14 protein-coding genes are annotated in these 16,064 nt (G+C 62.3%); 6 read left to right on the plus strand and 8 right to left on the minus strand.

Going from position 1 to position 16,064, the window contains the following annotated elements; all coding sequences use genetic code 11:
• Window positions 1-66: 66 nt before the first annotated feature.
• On the plus strand, window positions 67-963 hold the full coding sequence (gene ppk2 / locus NCR93_RS18035) for a polyphosphate kinase 2 (RefSeq protein WP_008353084.1): 897 nt from the start codon (window positions 67-69) through the stop codon (window positions 961-963).
• A gap of 20 nt (window positions 964-983) precedes the next feature.
• Here ppk2 and NCR93_RS32045 read toward each other — a convergent pair whose 3' ends face one another.
• From NCR93_RS32045 to NCR93_RS18060, 5 genes are all read right to left on the minus strand, one after another.
• Window positions 984-1,367: a hypothetical protein gene (locus NCR93_RS32045; RefSeq protein ID WP_308196618.1), complete on the minus strand. Its 384-nt coding sequence runs from the start codon at window positions 1,365-1,367 to the stop codon at window positions 984-986.
• 1 nt (window position 1,368) lies between these two features.
• Window positions 1,369-2,868, minus strand: coding sequence for an efflux transporter outer membrane subunit (locus NCR93_RS18045; RefSeq protein WP_033537058.1), 1,500 nt, complete (start codon window positions 2,866-2,868; stop codon window positions 1,369-1,371).
• Between the two features lie 5 nt (window positions 2,869-2,873).
• On the minus strand, window positions 2,874-6,074 hold the full coding sequence (locus NCR93_RS18050) for an efflux RND transporter permease subunit (protein WP_008353078.1): 3,201 nt from the start codon (window positions 6,072-6,074) through the stop codon (window positions 2,874-2,876).
• 31 nt (window positions 6,075-6,105) lie between these two features.
• Window positions 6,106-7,302 (minus strand): efflux RND transporter periplasmic adaptor subunit, encoded by a 1,197-nt coding sequence (locus NCR93_RS18055; RefSeq protein WP_175979449.1) that lies wholly within the window; start codon window positions 7,300-7,302, stop codon window positions 6,106-6,108.
• 81 nt (window positions 7,303-7,383) lie between these two features.
• Window positions 7,384-8,202: an alpha/beta hydrolase gene (locus NCR93_RS18060; RefSeq protein WP_008353075.1), complete on the minus strand. Its 819-nt coding sequence runs from the start codon at window positions 8,200-8,202 to the stop codon at window positions 7,384-7,386.
• Between the two features lie 217 nt (window positions 8,203-8,419).
• Between NCR93_RS18060 and NCR93_RS18065 the strand changes: the two genes are divergently transcribed.
• The 4 genes from NCR93_RS18065 to NCR93_RS18080 all read left to right on the plus strand — a co-directional run bounded on the left by NCR93_RS18065 (window position 8,420) and on the right by NCR93_RS18080 (window position 10,742).
• Window positions 8,420-9,430 carry a LysR family transcriptional regulator gene (locus NCR93_RS18065; protein WP_008353073.1) on the plus strand — a complete coding sequence of 337 codons (1,011 nt, stop codon included), beginning with the start codon at window positions 8,420-8,422 and terminating at the stop codon, window positions 9,428-9,430.
• 38 nt (window positions 9,431-9,468) lie between these two features.
• The gene (locus NCR93_RS18070) at window positions 9,469-9,999 is read left to right on the plus strand and encodes a GNAT family N-acetyltransferase (protein ID WP_008353072.1); all 531 of its coding nucleotides are present in this window, start codon (window positions 9,469-9,471) and stop codon (window positions 9,997-9,999) included.
• A gap of 188 nt (window positions 10,000-10,187) precedes the next feature.
• Window positions 10,188-10,559 carry a DUF4148 domain-containing protein gene (locus NCR93_RS18075; protein ID WP_008353071.1) on the plus strand — a complete coding sequence of 124 codons (372 nt, stop codon included), beginning with the start codon at window positions 10,188-10,190 and terminating at the stop codon, window positions 10,557-10,559.
• Between the two features lie 33 nt (window positions 10,560-10,592).
• Window positions 10,593-10,742, plus strand: coding sequence for a hypothetical protein (locus NCR93_RS18080; protein ID WP_239294398.1), 150 nt, complete (start codon window positions 10,593-10,595; stop codon window positions 10,740-10,742).
• Window positions 10,743-10,787: 45 nt separating this feature from the next.
• Here the strand turns inward: NCR93_RS18080 and NCR93_RS18085 are convergent, their stop codons facing one another.
• Entirely contained in the window at window positions 10,788-13,310 is a 2,523-nt protein-coding gene (locus NCR93_RS18085; protein WP_175979451.1) for an adenosylcobalamin-dependent ribonucleoside-diphosphate reductase, read from the minus strand.
• Window positions 13,311-13,491: 181 nt separating this feature from the next.
• On the opposite strand from NCR93_RS18085, the gene mobB reads away from it, so the two are divergent.
• Complete coding sequence (gene mobB / locus NCR93_RS18090) at window positions 13,492-14,016, plus strand: molybdopterin-guanine dinucleotide biosynthesis protein B (RefSeq protein ID WP_175979574.1); 525 nt, start codon at window positions 13,492-13,494, stop codon at window positions 14,014-14,016.
• Here the strand turns inward: mobB and NCR93_RS18095 are convergent.
• Window positions 14,013-14,213, minus strand: coding sequence for a DUF2783 domain-containing protein (locus NCR93_RS18095; protein WP_175979452.1), 201 nt, complete (start codon window positions 14,211-14,213; stop codon window positions 14,013-14,015). The two genes, mobB and NCR93_RS18095, sit on opposite strands and share 4 nt — an antisense overlap.
• A gap of 8 nt (window positions 14,214-14,221) precedes the next feature.
• Window positions 14,222-15,901 (minus strand): FAD-dependent oxidoreductase, encoded by a 1,680-nt coding sequence (locus tag NCR93_RS18100; RefSeq protein WP_175979453.1) that lies wholly within the window; start codon window positions 15,899-15,901, stop codon window positions 14,222-14,224.
• Between the last annotated feature and the right edge of the window lie 163 nt (window positions 15,902-16,064).

Raw genomic sequence — 16,064 nt, forward strand, 5'->3', positions numbered from 1 at the left:
ATCGGCCGTCCCGCGCCGCGACCGTCATCGCGACGGCGGCAGCCCAAGAACGCCACGGAGCCCCTCATGAACACGACGGAAAAGCAGCGCCGTTTCCACGCCGACATCATCGACAGCTACGACGAAGAGTTCGAGATGGAGATCGACGATCGCTTCCTGGACGGCGAATCGACTTTCTCCGATGAAGAGCGTCAGTTACGCAAGACCTATTTTCGCGAGCTGTTTCGCTTGCAAGGCGAACTCGTGAAGCTGCAGGACTGGGTCGTGCACGAGGGACATCGGCTCGTGGTGCTGTTCGAGGGACGCGATGCGGCGGGCAAAGGCGGCGCGATCAAGCGCATCACGCAACGGCTGAATCCGCGCGTGTGCCGCGTGGCCGCCCTGCCCGCGCCGAACAATCGCGAGCGCACGCAATGGTATTTCCAGCGCTACGTGTCGCATTTGCCGGCGGCGGGCGAGATCGTGCTGTTCGATCGAAGCTGGTATAACCGCGCGGGCGTCGAGCGCGTGATGAACTTCTGCACGGACGAAGAGTATGAGGAATTCTTCCGCTCGGTTCCCGAGTTCGAGAAGATGCTCGTGCGAAGCGGCATTCAGATCGTGAAGTACTGGTTCTCGATCACCGACGACGAACAGGAAGTGCGCTTCCAGGCGCGTATCGAAGATCCTTTGAAGCAGTGGAAACTGAGCCCGATGGACCTGGAGAGCCGCCGCCGATGGGAGGCCTACACGGCGGCCAAGGAAGTGATGCTTCAGCGCACGCACATTCCCGAAGCGCCGTGGTGGGTCGTGCATGCCGTCGACAAGAAACGTGCGCGCCTGAACTGCATTCATCACTTGCTGAGTCAGGTGCCGTATCACGATGTCGAGCATCCGCCGATCGAACTGCCCGACCGCGTGTTCAATCCCGATTATTTGCGCCAGCCCGTGCCGGATGAGATGTACGTTCCCGAAGTGTATTGAGGTCGATAGCGCGGCGCGCGTCAGCAGCAGTTGTTGCAGGGCAGATGCTTCACGCTCGCGCCATTGCGCTGACGCGAAACCGCATGACGCAGCGCGAACTGATATGCGTGCTGCGAACCTCTCAATACCATTACGAACATGACTTGCGCGAGATTGAAGTCGAGCGTGACCATCAGGCGCGTCAACAGTAGCAGTGGCAACACCACCGCCGGCTGATACAGTTGTTTTGCGATCAAGTCTTTCATCATCGGCTCCCTATCCCATGATTGAAATTCTATGGATTCGAGCCGTGCGGATAAACGCCCCGCAGGTGAAGACATATGTTCCGGGAGGCGAACAATCGAGCTGTCATCGATGCGCGCCCCGAGAAAAAATGGCCCTGCGCGATGCAGGGCCATCTTCATGCTACTTCTGCGCGAGACTCGGCTCGGGCACCGGCGTGGGCTTCGCATCGCCCCAGCCGCCGCCCAGTGCGCGGATCAAATTCACCGTCGATACCGCCTGCGTGCCCCGCAACTGCACCGAGGCGCGCTGCGTCTGCAATACGGTGCGCTCCGCATCGATCACGTCGAGGTAATTCACCGCGCCTTCGGTGTACTGCGTGCGCGACAACTGCGCGGCACGCACCGACGCCTTCACTGCATCGTCCTGCGTCGCGGTCTGATCTTCGAGGATGCGCAGATCCGACAGATTGTCCTCGACCTCGCGGAACGCAACGAGCACCTGCTGACGATAGTTCGCCGAATCCTCTTCATATATCGCGCGCGCATTCGCGAGATTGCCCTTGCGACGGCCGCCATCGAAGATCGGGATATTCAGCGCCGTACCCGCGAACGGCCCGAGCAGGAATGTGCGGCTCGACCACTTGAAGAGATCGCCGAGCGTCGCGGATTCGAAGCCGCCCGAGCCCGTCAACGTGAGCGACGGGAAGAACGCCGCCTTCGCCACGCCGATACGCGCATTGGCCGCAGCCATCGCGCGTTCCGCCGCCGCGACATCGGGACGACGTTCGAGCAGCGCCGAAGGCAAACCGGGCGGCACGCGCACCGTTACCGGCTTGAGCGGATTCGCGGCCATCGTGAATTCGGCGGGCGACTTGCCGAGCAATACCGCGAGACTATGTTCCGATGCCGCGCGCAGACGTTGCACCGTCATCGCATCCGAACGCGCTGTCGCGAGCTCGGACTTCGCGCGGGCCACGTCGAGTTCGCTGATATCGCCTTCGGTGTAGCGGCGTTGCACGAGCTTCAACGCTTCCTCGCGTAGCTGCACGGTGCGCGTGAAGACATCGCTTTCCGCATCGAGCTCGCGCAGATTGAAGTAGTTCTGCGCGACGTCAGCCTGCAATGCCAACTGCACCGAACGGAACAACGCCTCGCTTTGCTGCGTGTCCGCGTTCGCGGCTTGCACCGAGTTCGACACGCGGCCGAACAGATCGACTTCATACGACACGCTCGCCTGCGCGCGCCACAGCGTTTGCGCAGGCACGTTGCCATCGGCGGGCAGGAACTGCGATGCCGGCGAGAACTTCTCGCGCGTCGGGCCGAAGCCCGCATCGAGCGTCGGGAACAAGCCCGCCCGCGCCGTCTGGTTGATCGCGCGCGCTTCCTTCACGCGCGCGGCCGCCGCCTTCAGGTTCTGGTTCGCGTCCTGCGCCTGCTTTTCCAGATCGTTGAGCGTGGCGTCGTCGAAGATCGTCCACCATTCGCCCCGCATCATCTCTTCGGACGGCTGCGCGGTCTTCCACGTACCCGCTTCCGATGCATCGAGCGTCTTTTGCGGCGTTTCCTTGTAGGCGGACGGCGCATTGACGTCGGGCTTCTCGTAGGTCGGCGCGAGCGAGCAGCCCGCGACCAGCAACAACGACGCCATCAGACTCGATAAAACATGCAGCTTATTCATCATTCACCTCACTGCGCTTCGACCGAAGCACCAATACCGCGCATCTGCGGATGCGTGCCGTGCTTGTCCGTTACGTGCTCGGTGCGCGAGAGCTTGCGCAGGATCACGTAGAACACCGGCGTCAGCATCAGGCCGAAGAGCGTCACGCCCAACATGCCGAAGAACACCGCCACGCCCATTGCATGACGCATTTCCGAACCCGCGCCCGTCGACAGCACGAGCGGCACCACACCCATGATGAACGCGATGGACGTCATCAGAATCGGGCGCAAACGCAGGCGGCTCGCTTCTATCGCGGCCTGCACGATCGTGCGTCCTTGCATCTCCAGTTCGCGTGCGAACTCGACGATCAGAATCGCGTTCTTCGCCGACAAGCCCACGAGCACCATCAAACCGATCTGCGTGAAGATGTTGTTGTCGCCATCGGTGAGCCATACGCCGACCAGCGCGGACAAAATACTCATCGGCACGATCAGAATGACCGCGAGCGGCAGCGTCAGGCTTTCATACAACGCGGCGAGCACGAGGAACACGAGCAGCACGCTGATCGGGAAGACCCACAGCGCAGCGTTGCCCGCGAGGATCTGCTGATACGTGAGATCGGTCCATTCGAACTTGATCCCGCGCGGCAGCACTTCGGCCGCGATGCGTTCCGCCGCCGCCTGCGCCTGGCCCGATGAATAGCCGGGCGCAGGACCGCCGTTGATATCGGCGGCGGTATAGCCGTTGTAGCGCACGACCATCTCCGGACCATACGTCGGCGTCACCTTCACGAGCGACGACAAGGGCACCATGTCGCCATTCGCGTTACGCGTCTTCAGCAAGCCGATGTCTTCCGGATTCGCGCGGAACGGCGCATCCGCCTGCACGCGCACCTGATACACCCGTCCGAAGCGATTGAAGTCGTTCACGTAGAGCGAGCCGAGATACACCTGCATCGTGTCGAACACGTCCGTCACCGAGACGCCCAGCTGCTTCGCCTTCACGCGATCCAGATCGACGTTCAACTGCGGCACGTTGATCTGATAGCTCGAGAACGTCGGTCCAAGCTCGGGCGTTTGCGATGCGCGCTTGATGAACGCCTGGGTCGCATCGGCGAGTGCCGCATAGCCGAGCGCGCCGCGATCTTCGAGCTGCATCTTGAAGCCGCCGAGCGTGCCGAGACCGAGCACCGGCGGCGGCGGGAACACGGCGATGAACGAGCCCTTGATGCCCGCGTACTTCTGATTCAGCGCGCCGGCAATCGCGCCTGCGGACAGCGCCTTGTCATGCACGCGCTCCTTGAAGGGCTTCAGCGTGACGAACACGATGCCCGCGCTCGACGAGTTCGTGAAGCCATTCACCGACAAGCCCGGAAATTCCACCGCGCTTTCCACGCCCGGCTGCTTCAGCGCGATATCCGACATCTGACGGATCACGCCTTCCGTGCGATCGAGCGATGCGCCGTTCGGCAACTGCGCGAAGCTGATGAGGTACTCCTTGTCCTGCGCGGGCACGAAGCCGCCCGGCACGATCTTGCCCATCAGCACCGCGCCGCCGAGCAGCACGGCATACACGACCATCATCAATGCCTTGCGGTTGATGACGCTCTTCACGCCCTTGCCGTACGCATCCGAACCGCGATGAAAGACCTTGTTGAAGCCGCGGAAGAAGCCGCCGAACACGCGGTCCATGCCTCGCGTGAGCCAGTCCTTCGGCTCGTCGTGGCCTTTCAGCAGCAGCGCGGCGAGCGCCGGCGACAGCGTCAGCGAGTTGAAGGCCGAGATCACCGTCGAGATGGCGATGGTCATCGCGAACTGCTTGTAGAACTGGCCCGTGAGACCCGACATGAACGCGAGCGGCACGAACACGGCAACGAGCGTCAATGCAATCGCGATGATCGGCCCGCTCACTTCGCGCATCGCCTGATACGTCGCTTCTCTCGCCGATAACCCCGCTTCGATGTTGCGCTCGACGTTCTCGACGACCACGATCGCATCGTCGACGACGATACCGATCGCAAGCACCATCCCGAACAATGACAACGCGTTGATCGAGAATCCGAATGCAAGCAGCAGCGAGAATGTGCCGACGATCGACACCGGCACCGCGAGCAGCGGGATGATCGACGCGCGCCACGTTTGCAGGAACACGATCACGACGAGCACCACCAGCGCGATCGCCTCAGCGAGCGTGTGAATCACGGCTTCGATACTGGAGCGCACGAACTGTGTCGGGTCATAGACGATCTCGTATTCGAGACCCGCGGGCATGTCCGCCTTCAGTTCCTTCATCGTCTTGCGGACTTCGTCGGAAATCTGCAGCGAGTTCGCGCCCGGTTGCTGATTGATTGCGATTGCAACTGCCGACTTGTTGTCGAGCAACGAACGCAGACCATATTCCGATGCAGCCAGCTCGACGCGCGCGACATCGGAGAGATGCGTGACCGCGCCATCGGGCGACGTCTTCAGCACGATGTCGCGAAACTCCGACTCGTTCTGCAAGCGGCCGCGCGCATTCACGTTCAGTTGCAGCGGCACGTTCGGCAGCGTCGGCGATCCGCCGATCACGCCCGCCGCGACCTGCACGTTCTGCTCGCGGATCGCGTTGACGACATCGGTCGCGGTCATGCCGCGCTGCGCGACCTTTTGCGGATCGAGCCACACGCGCATCGAGTAATCGCCCGAGCCCCACAGCTGCACTTCGCCCACGCCCGCGATGCGTTCGAGCCGGTCCTTCACGTTGATCAGCGCGTAATTGCGCAGATACGTCATGTCGTAACGACCGTTGGGCGAATTGAGGTGAACGACCATCGTCAGCGTCGGCGACGATTTGATCGTCGTCACGCCGAGACGCTGCACGTCCTGCGGCAGACGCGGCAATGCCTGGTTCACGCGGTTCTGCACGAGCTGCGTGTTCTTGTCCGGATCGGTGCCGAGCTTGAACGTTACGGTCGTCGTGAGATTGCCGTCGCTGTTCGCTTGCGACTGCATGTAGAGCATGTCCTCGACGCCGTTGATCTGCTCTTCGAGCGGCGAGGCCACGGTCTCCGCGATCACCTTCGGGTTTGCGCCGGGATACTGCGCATGCACGACGACCGAAGGCGGCACGACTTCCGGATATTCGGAGATCGGCAGCTTGAACATCGCGATGACGCCCGCCAGCAGCACGACCACCGATAGCACGCCCGCAAAGATCGGGCGATCGATGAAAAATTTGGATATGTTCATGACGAGTTCTGTCTGTTGCGGATGACGCGCATCACTGTGCGGATGCCGTCTTCACGGCGGGCGCTTTGTCGTCGTCATTCATCGCGACGTTGTTGGCCTTGATCACATCGTTGGGACGCACGCGCTGCAGGCCGTTGACGACGATGCGCTCGCCCGGCTGCAAACCCTTCGAGATCACGCGCAGGCCTTCATGCGTCTGACCCAGCGTGACTTCGCGATACTGCACGCGGTTGTCCTTGTCGACGACCATCACGTACTTCTTGTCCTGATCGGTGCCGATCGCTTCGTCTTCCACGAGCACGGCCGGATGCGGCGAGCCGCCGCCGACCTTCACGCGTGCATAGAGCCCGGGCACGAGCGTGCCGTCGGGATTGTTGAAGCGGGCACGCACGCGGATGGTGCCGGACGTCGTATCGAGCCGGTTATCGACGGAATCGACGACGCCTTCGCGCGAATAGCCATCTTCGTTCGCGAGACCGAGCGACACCGGCACCGTGCTGCCCGCATCGCGGCCGAGATAGCGCAGATACGTTTGTTCATCGACATCGAAGGATGCGTAGATCGGCGATACGGAAACAAGCGTCGTGAGCAAAGGCGCATTCGCCCCCGTCGACACGATGTTGCCCACAGTAAGTTCCGCGCGCGACACGCGGCCCGACACCGGCGCGACGATATGCGTGTACGCGAGATTGATCTTCGCGGCTTCGAGCGCAGCCTGCGCGGCCTTCAGGTTGGCGACGGCCTCGCGCGCAGCGTTCTGTTTCTCGTCGTAGTCGCGCTTGGCGATCGCGTTGTCGGCGAGCAGGCGTTCGGCGCGCGCCGCATCCGTCGACGTATAACCATTGCGCGCCTGCGCCGCCGCGAGCTGCGCCTGAGCGCGGTCCACTTCGGCTTCGTAAGGACGCGGATCGATCGTAAAGAGCGCATCGCCCTTCTTCACGAGCTGGCCGTCCTTGAAATGCACCGCGACGATCGTGCCGGGAACGAGCGGACGAATGTCGACGTGATCGACCGCTTCGAGCCTGCCCGAATAGCTTTGCCAGTCGGTGATGGTCTTCGACACGACCGCTGCGACGTCCACTTCCGTTGCAGTCGGGCTGTGCGCGGCGGCTTTGGCTTCGTTGATCGCCGAATCGCCGTGGCCGCGCAAGGCGGTATAACCGCCCGCGCCGGCGACGATCAGCACCGCGCCTAGCGCGGCGTAGATGCGTTTGCGAGTGAATGACATGGTGAAGGCTCCGGTTAGCGTTGAGATTGTTGTTGTGTGATGCGTGGCTGGCGTGCCGAATCTTGCGGTTATCTTTCGCGCTTACTTCGCGCGTGCGAGGCGCTTCCTGAAGAACGCGACGACATCCGCGAGCGCTTCGGGATGCGCGGCGAGCGCCTGGTGCGAGGTCTTGCAATGACGCGTGACTTCGGTCGGCACACCCGCTGCGATCAATTCGCCCGCGTATTTCTCGGCCTCGATATGCAGCAGATCGTGCTCGGCGCTCGCGATCATCGCGGGCGGCAATCCGCCGAGACGTCGCGATTCGAGCGGCGCGGCGTACGGATGCAGACGTTGCGACGGATTCGGCAGATACGCGCGATACCACTGCGCGCATTCGCATGCTTCGAAATCGGGGCACAGCACTTTGCGTTCGTCGGCGAGGCGCGTCATGCTCGGGTCGAGCAACGGCGCGAGCAGCGCTTGCGCGGACATGCGAATATCGCCGCGATCGCGCGCGATGGCCGCGACGCAGGTCGCGAGATTGCCGCCCGCGTCATGGCCCACGACGCCGATGCGCTGCGGGTCCGCGCGCTGCGAACGCGCATGCGCGACGGCCCATTGCGCGGCGCGATAGCCGTCTTCGGGCGCGGCGGGAAACGGAAACTTCGGCGCGAGCGAATAGCCGACGGACACGACCCACGCGGGTGTATCGCGCGCGATCGTCGCTGCTGCGATATCCGCGTCGTCGAGTCCGCCACGAATGAATCCGCCGCCGTGGAAGTAAAGAACGATGGGCAGGATCGTGCCGTCCGATGCGGGACGATAGCTGCGCAGCGTGATCGGCTGCGCGTGTCCCGTGATGTGCACATCTTCGATGCACAAGCGCGGACTCGACTCCAGATCCAACAGTGTTGCCATGGTTATTCTCGGTGCGAGGCCCATGCTGCAAGGCCTTCACGCATAAGTTGCGATGCTGCGAATTCTGGAGGCCGCGCCTTTTTTAATAAATGCCTATAATCCGGCAACACAATTCGGTCGCACCGAACAATCGTGGTTATCCCTCGCGATTGTTCTTCCGTCATTCTTTAGCGCGCGCTTAAATAGTTGCATCGCTAAGTAAAGAAGGTGAGAGAACATGGATCGGCTTCAGGCAATGCAGGTCTTCACTCGCGTCGTCGACACCAACAGCTTTTCCCGCGCAGCGGACACGCTCAATCTGCCGCGCGCCTCGGTCACGACGATCATCCAGAATCTGGAAGCGCATCTGAACGTGCGGCTGCTTCAGCGCACGACGCGCAGGCTCAATCTCACGCCGGACGGCGCAGCGTATTACGAGCGCTGCGTACGCATCCTCGCGGACATCGAAGAAGCGGAAGGCTCGTTTTCGAACAACGGGAAAGGCCCGCACGGCAAGTTGCGCGTGGACATGCCCGGCGCGATCGGGCGGCTCATCGTGATGCCGCAGCTATGCGATTTCCACACGCGCTATCCGGAAGTCGAACTGATGATGGGCTTCGGCGACAAGCCGGTCGATCTGATTCAGGAAGGCGTCGATTGCGTGATTCGCGTGGGCACGCTGCAGGATTCGAGTCTCGTCGCGCGCCGCATCGGCGTGTTTCAGGGCGTGACGGTGGCCGCGCCCCAATATCTGGAACGCAACGGCACGCCGAAAACCATCGACGATTTGCAGAATCACACGGCGGTGAATTATTTTTCTAGCCGCACGGGCCGCATCATGGACATGGATTTCGTCGTCGACGATGAAACCATCGAAGTGAAGATGCGCGGCATGATCGCGGTGAACGACGCCGAAGCGTATCTGAGCTGCGGCCTGAAGGGCGTCGGCATCATCCAGGTGCCGCGCTTCATGGCGCTGCCGCATCTGCGCGCGGGCGAGCTCATCGAAGTGCTGCCGCAATGGAATCCGCTGCCGATGCCTATTTCCGCGGTGTATCCGCATAACCGGCATCTGTCGCCGAAGGTGCGCGTGTTCGTCGACTGGGCCGCGGAGTTGTTCGAGCGCTGCCCGTTGCTGCAAGGTCAGAAGGATGCAGAGGAACGCTGCCTGCCGACGAGCACGCCGTCGCCGACCATCGTGCGGCATGGCACGCCGGAAGTCGCGGGCACCGAGGACATAGTTGCATAGCTAAGCATCTGCCGAGAGGCGGCCACGGAAAACAAATCATGAACAATGAGATTACCGTGCGCCGCCTCGGCGCGAATGAAGTCACGCGGTATATCGAAGCGCTGGCGGACGTGCTCATCGATTGCGTCGAAGGCGGCGCGTCGGTCAGTTTCATGTTGCCTATTTCGCGCGCGACCGCCGTCGAATTCTGGACGCGCGTCGCCAATGGCGTCGTGCGCAACGAACGCATCCTGCTCGTTGCAGAGAGCGCGGACGGGCATGTGCTCGGCACGGTGCAGGTCGTCATCGATCAGCCGGAAAATCAGCCGCATCGCGCCGATATCGCGAAGATGCTCGTCGCGCGCCGCGCGCGACGCCGTGGCATTGCACAGCATCTGATGAGCGCCGCCGACGATGCCGCGCGTGCAGCCGGCAAGTCCGTTCTCGTGCTCGATACCGTCACCGGCGGCGATGCAGAACGTCTCTACCAACGCGCCGGATGGCAGCGTGTCGGCGTCGTGCCGAACTACGCCTTGATGCCCGACGGCACGCTCTGCGGGACTACGTTCTTCCATAAGCAGCTTGCCTAGCGCGCCTGCAAACGCCCACGCATCAAGCCTCTGCGCGATTATTCGCCGAAATCGATAAATCTATTCGCTGATACGGCATTTATCCGCCGGTGTCGCGCGGCTACATTCAATCCCAACGCAGCACGCTCAACGCCGAATGCAATCCGCATTTGCCCGCACGCTGCATCGGAATGAAAGGAGTCGCAAGCATGAAACAACTCATCACGGGGTTTTCTCTCGCAGCCATCTCCGCCGTCGTCACGACGACCGCTTTCGCGGAGAGCGGCCAGGGCATCGGCCACGCAGGCACGTATCAGGTTCAGACGCAAACTCAGGCCAATGCGAGCGATACGCCCAAGACACGAGCGCAAGTGCGTGCCGAACTCGCGGCCGCGTACTCGAACGGCTCGTTGCCGGCATTGAATCGCAACACGTATCCGGATCGCAGCATGTGGGGCGATGCCATCGCCGCGCAAAGCGATCAACGCGCACGCGATGCGGCGCAAGCGGAAGCGCGCAATCGCGGGATCGTCGAATACGCCAATGGCTCGGCGACGCAAGGCAACGTGATCGCGCGTTGATTGCGCGATCGGCAAAAGAATCAAGAGGTCATCATGTTCGAAAACACGTCGCTCGATCAGTTCTCGCTTCTCGACGAACTGCCAACGCTCACGCCGGTGTGGCATCCGTTCACGCAGCACAGCGCGCATGAACCGGGCGTTGCACAAGATACGAAGCAGGACAGCACTGAACGCTCGCATTGAGCGTGACAGGAAGGCGCGGACGAATGCCCGCGCCTTTTTTTCAACTCAACCGCACGCGCCGATTTCGCCGCATGCCGTGCAGAAGTCGCAGCCGTCCTTGCGGATCACTGCATTGGCGCCGCAGGTCGCGCATTTACGGCCGTGCATCAGGGGCAGGCTATGTGGATCGATTTCGCCTTGCGCGGCACCTTCGGATATGTCATCGCGTTCATCGGCTACAGCTACCGGATGCGGCGCGCGATCGGCGCCCTTGCGCGCAAGCACGCGCGACGGTACCTGGTTGCCTTCTGCATCGAGAAAACCGCGTCGATGAAGAATCTGCTGGATCGCATACGCTAGCGCGGCCACTTCCGAATCGTGCCAGCGCGGACTGCGATGTCCGTCGAGCCTTTCGACATCGCCGAGACGCACTTGTCCGCGATCCCACGACACTTTACGCATGTCCTGAAGCGTGCGCGCCGCGAAGCCGCCGCGCGCGGCCAGCGAGATCGAACGCATCGTCGCCGTGATCCATTGCTGTGATTCGTCGCGCTGCCCCGTGGGAATGAAGAACTCGATGGGCCGTTCGATCGTCACGTCCTCGCCGCCGATGCGCCCCGTCACTTCGATGAACGACACCGCCAGATAGAGCGACTTCTTGCCCGCCTGCGTCAGATACTCGACCTTCTCGATGATCGCAGGCAGCTCTCCTTTGGGCCGATGATCGATCGCGATGCGCAACGGATCGAGATCGAGCTCGGGGTCCGGCGAATCGCTCGGCGTTTCGGCAGGCGCGACGGACAGCACCGCGCCCAGCGTCTCGTTGGGCCGATACGTTGCAAGCCCTTTCAAGCCGCGCCGCCACGCTTCGAAATAGAGATCCTGAAACTTGTCGAACGGATAATCGGCGGGCACATTGACGGTCTTCGAGATCGACGTATCGACGAAAGGCTGCACCGCCGCCATCATTTCCATGTGATCGTGCGCGGACATGTCCAGCGCGCTCACGAAGTAGTCGGGCAACGCATTCACATCGCCGCCCATCTCGCGATACAGCCGGTATGCGTGATCTTCGACAGCGAAGGTCTGACGCGAACCGTCGGCCATGCGCTTCGTGCGCTGATACGTCCACGAGAACGCGGGCTCGATGCCATTCGATGCGTTGTCCGCGAACGCGAGGCTCACGGTGCCTGTCGGCGCGATCGAAAGCAGATGGCTGTTGCGAATGCCGTGCTCGCGAATCGCACGCTTGATGTCGTCCGGCAAGCGCGAGGCGAACGTGCCCTCTTGCAGATAATGCTTCGCATCGAAAAGCGGAAACTTGCCGCGCTCCTTCGCGAGCTCGACGGATGCGCGATATGCTTCGTCGCGCATCGTGCGTGCGACGCGCGTAGCGAAATCGCGGCCTTCCTGCGCGTCATAGCGCAAACCGAGCATCACGAGCGTATCGCCGAGGCCCGTAAAGCCCACGCCGATGCGCCGCTTCGCCGCCGCTTCGCGCGCCTGTTCTTCGAGCGGCCAGAGCGTGACGTCGAGCACGTCGTCGAGAAAACGCACTTGGGTGCGCGTCGTGCGCGCGAGGCCGTCCCAGTCGAACGACGGCGCGCCGCCACGGATCTGCGCAAACGGATCGTGCACGAAGCGCGTGAGATTGAGCGGGCCGAGATTGCAGCAACCGTATGCGGGCAGCGGCTGCTCGCCGCATGGATTGGTCGCGCGGATCGACTCGATCGCGCGCAGGTTGTTGTCATCGTTCATGCGCGACATGAACACGACGCCCGGCTCCGCGACATCGTAGGTCGAGCGCATGATCGTGTTCCACACTTCGCGCGCCTGCACTTCGCGATAGACCCACAAGCCATCATCGCGCTGATGCATGTCCGCGGCTGCGCGTTGCGCGGGCGATGGCTCGGCCTTGTGCACGAGCTGCCACGACGCGTCGTCGGCGACGGCCTGCATGAACTCGTCCGTCACCGCGATCGATACGTTGAAATTGTTCCAGCGCCCTTTCGTGTGCTTCGCCGCGATGAATTCGAGCAGATCGGGATGCGTGCAGTCGAGAATGCCCATTTGCGCACCGCGCCGCGCGCCGGCGCTTTCGACCGTGCGGCACGATGCATCGAATACATCCATGTAGCTGCATGGGCCTGACGCCGCCGATCCGGTTGAATGCACACGCGCGCCTCGCGGACGTATGGCGGAAAAGTTATAGCCGACGCCGCCGCCGCGACGCATCGTCTCGGCCGCTTGCAACAGCGCGACGTAGATGCCCGGCAAGCCGTTGCTATCGACGCCCTGTATCGCATCGCCGACCGGCTGCACGAAACAGTTGATGAGGGTCGCATCGATGCCCGCGCCCGCCGCGCTCATGATGCGCCCCGCGCCTAGCGCGCCGCGCTTGAAGTTATCGACGAACTCCGCTTCGATCTTCGCGCGCGTTTCTTCAAGCTCGGCCCGCGCGACACCGCGCGCCACGCGGCGATAAATATCGTCGACGCGAGTCTCGTCGCCCTTGGCGTATTTTTCGAGCATCACGTCGATGGAAAACTGCTGCGGTGCGATAGCGGTGCTGGGATTGTCTTCGGCCATGTCGGTTCCTTGAATCACTGAGGCGGCAGGCGTCGGGGTCGGAAACCCGCTATGCGCCGACGCGTTCCGCCGCAAAGGCAATGCCCGACGATAGCGCGATTTCTCCCCGCTCGCCATCGAGCCGTTAAACTCGCTTGATCGAAACCAGAACAATCAGCCGACCATTCGCATGAACTCGCGCATGAACTCGCGTCATCCGCCGCTCTTCGGCATCTCGGGCCGCTCGGGCCAAGGCAAGACCACGTTGATCGAAGCGCTTCTGCCGTGGCTGCGCGCACGCGGCGTCACCGTCAACGTCATCAAGCACAGTCATCATTCGATCGAGCTCGAACCGCCCGGCAAGGACAGCGCGCGCTTTCGTCGCGCGGGCGCGGGAGAAGTGTTGATCGCATCGCCGTACCGCTATGCGATCGTGCGCGAGTTGAATGGCGACGCAGAGCCGCCGCTGAGCGAACTGGCCGCGCGACTCAGTGACGCGGACCTCGTGATCGTCGAAGGATTCGCGCGCGAAACAATGCCGCGCCTCGAAGTCGTGCGGCCCTCGGCGGGCCGCGATCCGCTTTACAAGAGCGATGTGAAGATAGTTGCAATCGCAACCGATGATGCCGCCGCCCTCGATTCAAACTTGCCGAAGCTCGATCTGAACGACATCGCGAGCATCGGCGCGTTCATTTGCGAGCGCATGGGCATCGCGCTGAACGACTAGTTCGCGGCGAGGCCCTGACGCGCCACGGCGAGCGCTTCTTTCAACACTTCGTTATCGCCGATGTGATTCGCGAGCAGCAACACGAGCTTCGCGTTGAGCATGTGGCTGGCTTCGTCGGAGAGGCCGTTGTGCGTGTCGATGAGGCGCTCGTAGAACGCATCGTGATCGGCGATATTCAGTTCGAGATTGAGCTTCATACGATTCATCATCCGTTGCAGGTTGCACGCTTGACCGCAGCCGTCACCGATGCGGCATCGAAGGCACGCCAGCGCGCGCATACGTGCTGATCGGGACGCAGCAGATAGAACGTGCCGGGACGCGCGTCGAAGCGATGCGCGACCATGCCTTCCACATCTTCCACGACCGTCACGCCGGGCACGGTACACATCATGCCTCGCGGCACGACGACGAGCGCATGAACCGGAAGCCGCCCGTTCGACAAAGCAGCCAGGCTTTGCGCGCAGACTTCCGGGCCGTGTCCGAGCCCGCAGAAATAGATGCCCGTGAATGCGCTGCCGTGCGTCTGCGGCAACAGCCATGCGTCGCGGTCATCGACGCGCACGGGCGCATCGACGCACGGCGCGCCGGGAATCATCGCGCAATTGAAGGCGTCGCCTTCCTTGTCGGGCGTATTGAGTGTCGAGTCGCGCAGCACCGCGGGCACCGAGAGCCGTCCACTGTTCGCCATGCGTCTTGCGAACGCGCAGTCCCTCGCGAGATTGAGCGTCGCATCGCGAAAGAGCCTCGAAACGGCGCTCTTCGGCGTGATGAAGTCGGTGGCGCGCGTCGAGTTGAGGATGTTTTCGTCGGCGGCGTATTCGCGCTCGGATGCGTAGGTGTCGAGCAGCGTATGCGGCGCATCGCCGTTCACGACCAGCTTCAGTTTCCAAGCGAGATTGTCCGCATCCTGCACGCCGCTGTTCGCGCCGCGCGCACCGAACGGCGACACGCCATGCGCGGAATCGCCCGCGAAGATGATGCGTCCGTGCCTGAAGTCGTCCATACGCAAACAGGAGAACGTGTAGACGCTCACCCATTCGAGTTCGAATTCGGCGTCTTCGCCAAGCAACGCCTTCACGCGCGGAATCACACGCTCGGGCTCTTTTTCCGCGACCGGGTCCGCGTCCCAGCCGAGCTGAAAATCGATGCGCCATACATTGTCCGGCTGACGATGCAGCAGCACCGACTGATTGCGATGGAACGGCGGATCGAACCAGAACCAGCGTTCGGTCGGGAACGGCGCCTTCATCTTCACGTCGGCGATCAGGAAGCGGTCCTTGAACGTGCGGCCGTGGCTGTCCAGACCGAGAAGCTTGCGCATCGCGCTGCGAGAACCATCGGCGGCCACCACGTAGCGCGCCTTGAGCGGATACGCGCCATCCGGCGTTTCGACTTGCAGTTCGACGTGATCCTCGTGCTGCGTCACGCCGGTCACGTTGCTCTTCCAGCGCAGTTGCAATGGCTCCAGTTGCATCGCGCGTTCGGCGAGAAAGCCTTCGACGTAGTACTGCTGCAGGTTGATGAACGCGGGTCGCGAATGGCCGGTTTCCGGCAGAAGATTGAACGTGTAGACAAGCTCATCCTGCAGAAATACCTTGCCGACATTCCAGCTCACGCCCTTCTCGATCATCCTGTCGCCGCAGCCCAGACGATCGAAGATTTCCAGCGTGCGCTTGGCGAAGCAGATCGCGCGCGAGCCGCTCGACACGGTGTCGTCGTTATCGAGCAGCACGGTACGCACGCCCTGCTGCGCGAGATCGATGGCCGTGGCCAGTCCGACCGGACCTGCGCCGACTATCGCAACGGGATAAGGCGACGACGCGGGCGCATCGTGATCGGGCGCGCGTTCATATTCGAAGCGCAGAGAGGCGTAGTTCACGGACATTCGGTCGTCTCCATCGTCGAGTCGCTTTCGTCTGACAGGACTCGGTCGGCTCGGGCGCGAATCACTTCGCTTTCGGTTAGTTGTTCATCATTGTACAAGCCGTTTTACACTGTTGAATTTAGGTTTACCCGAATGCCACGGACGAGCGCTTGCATCCGCTTAC

The organism is Caballeronia sp. ATUFL_F1_KS39 (genome assembly GCF_023630985.1).
Taxonomy (GTDB): domain Bacteria; phylum Pseudomonadota; class Gammaproteobacteria; order Burkholderiales; family Burkholderiaceae; genus Caballeronia; species Caballeronia zhejiangensis.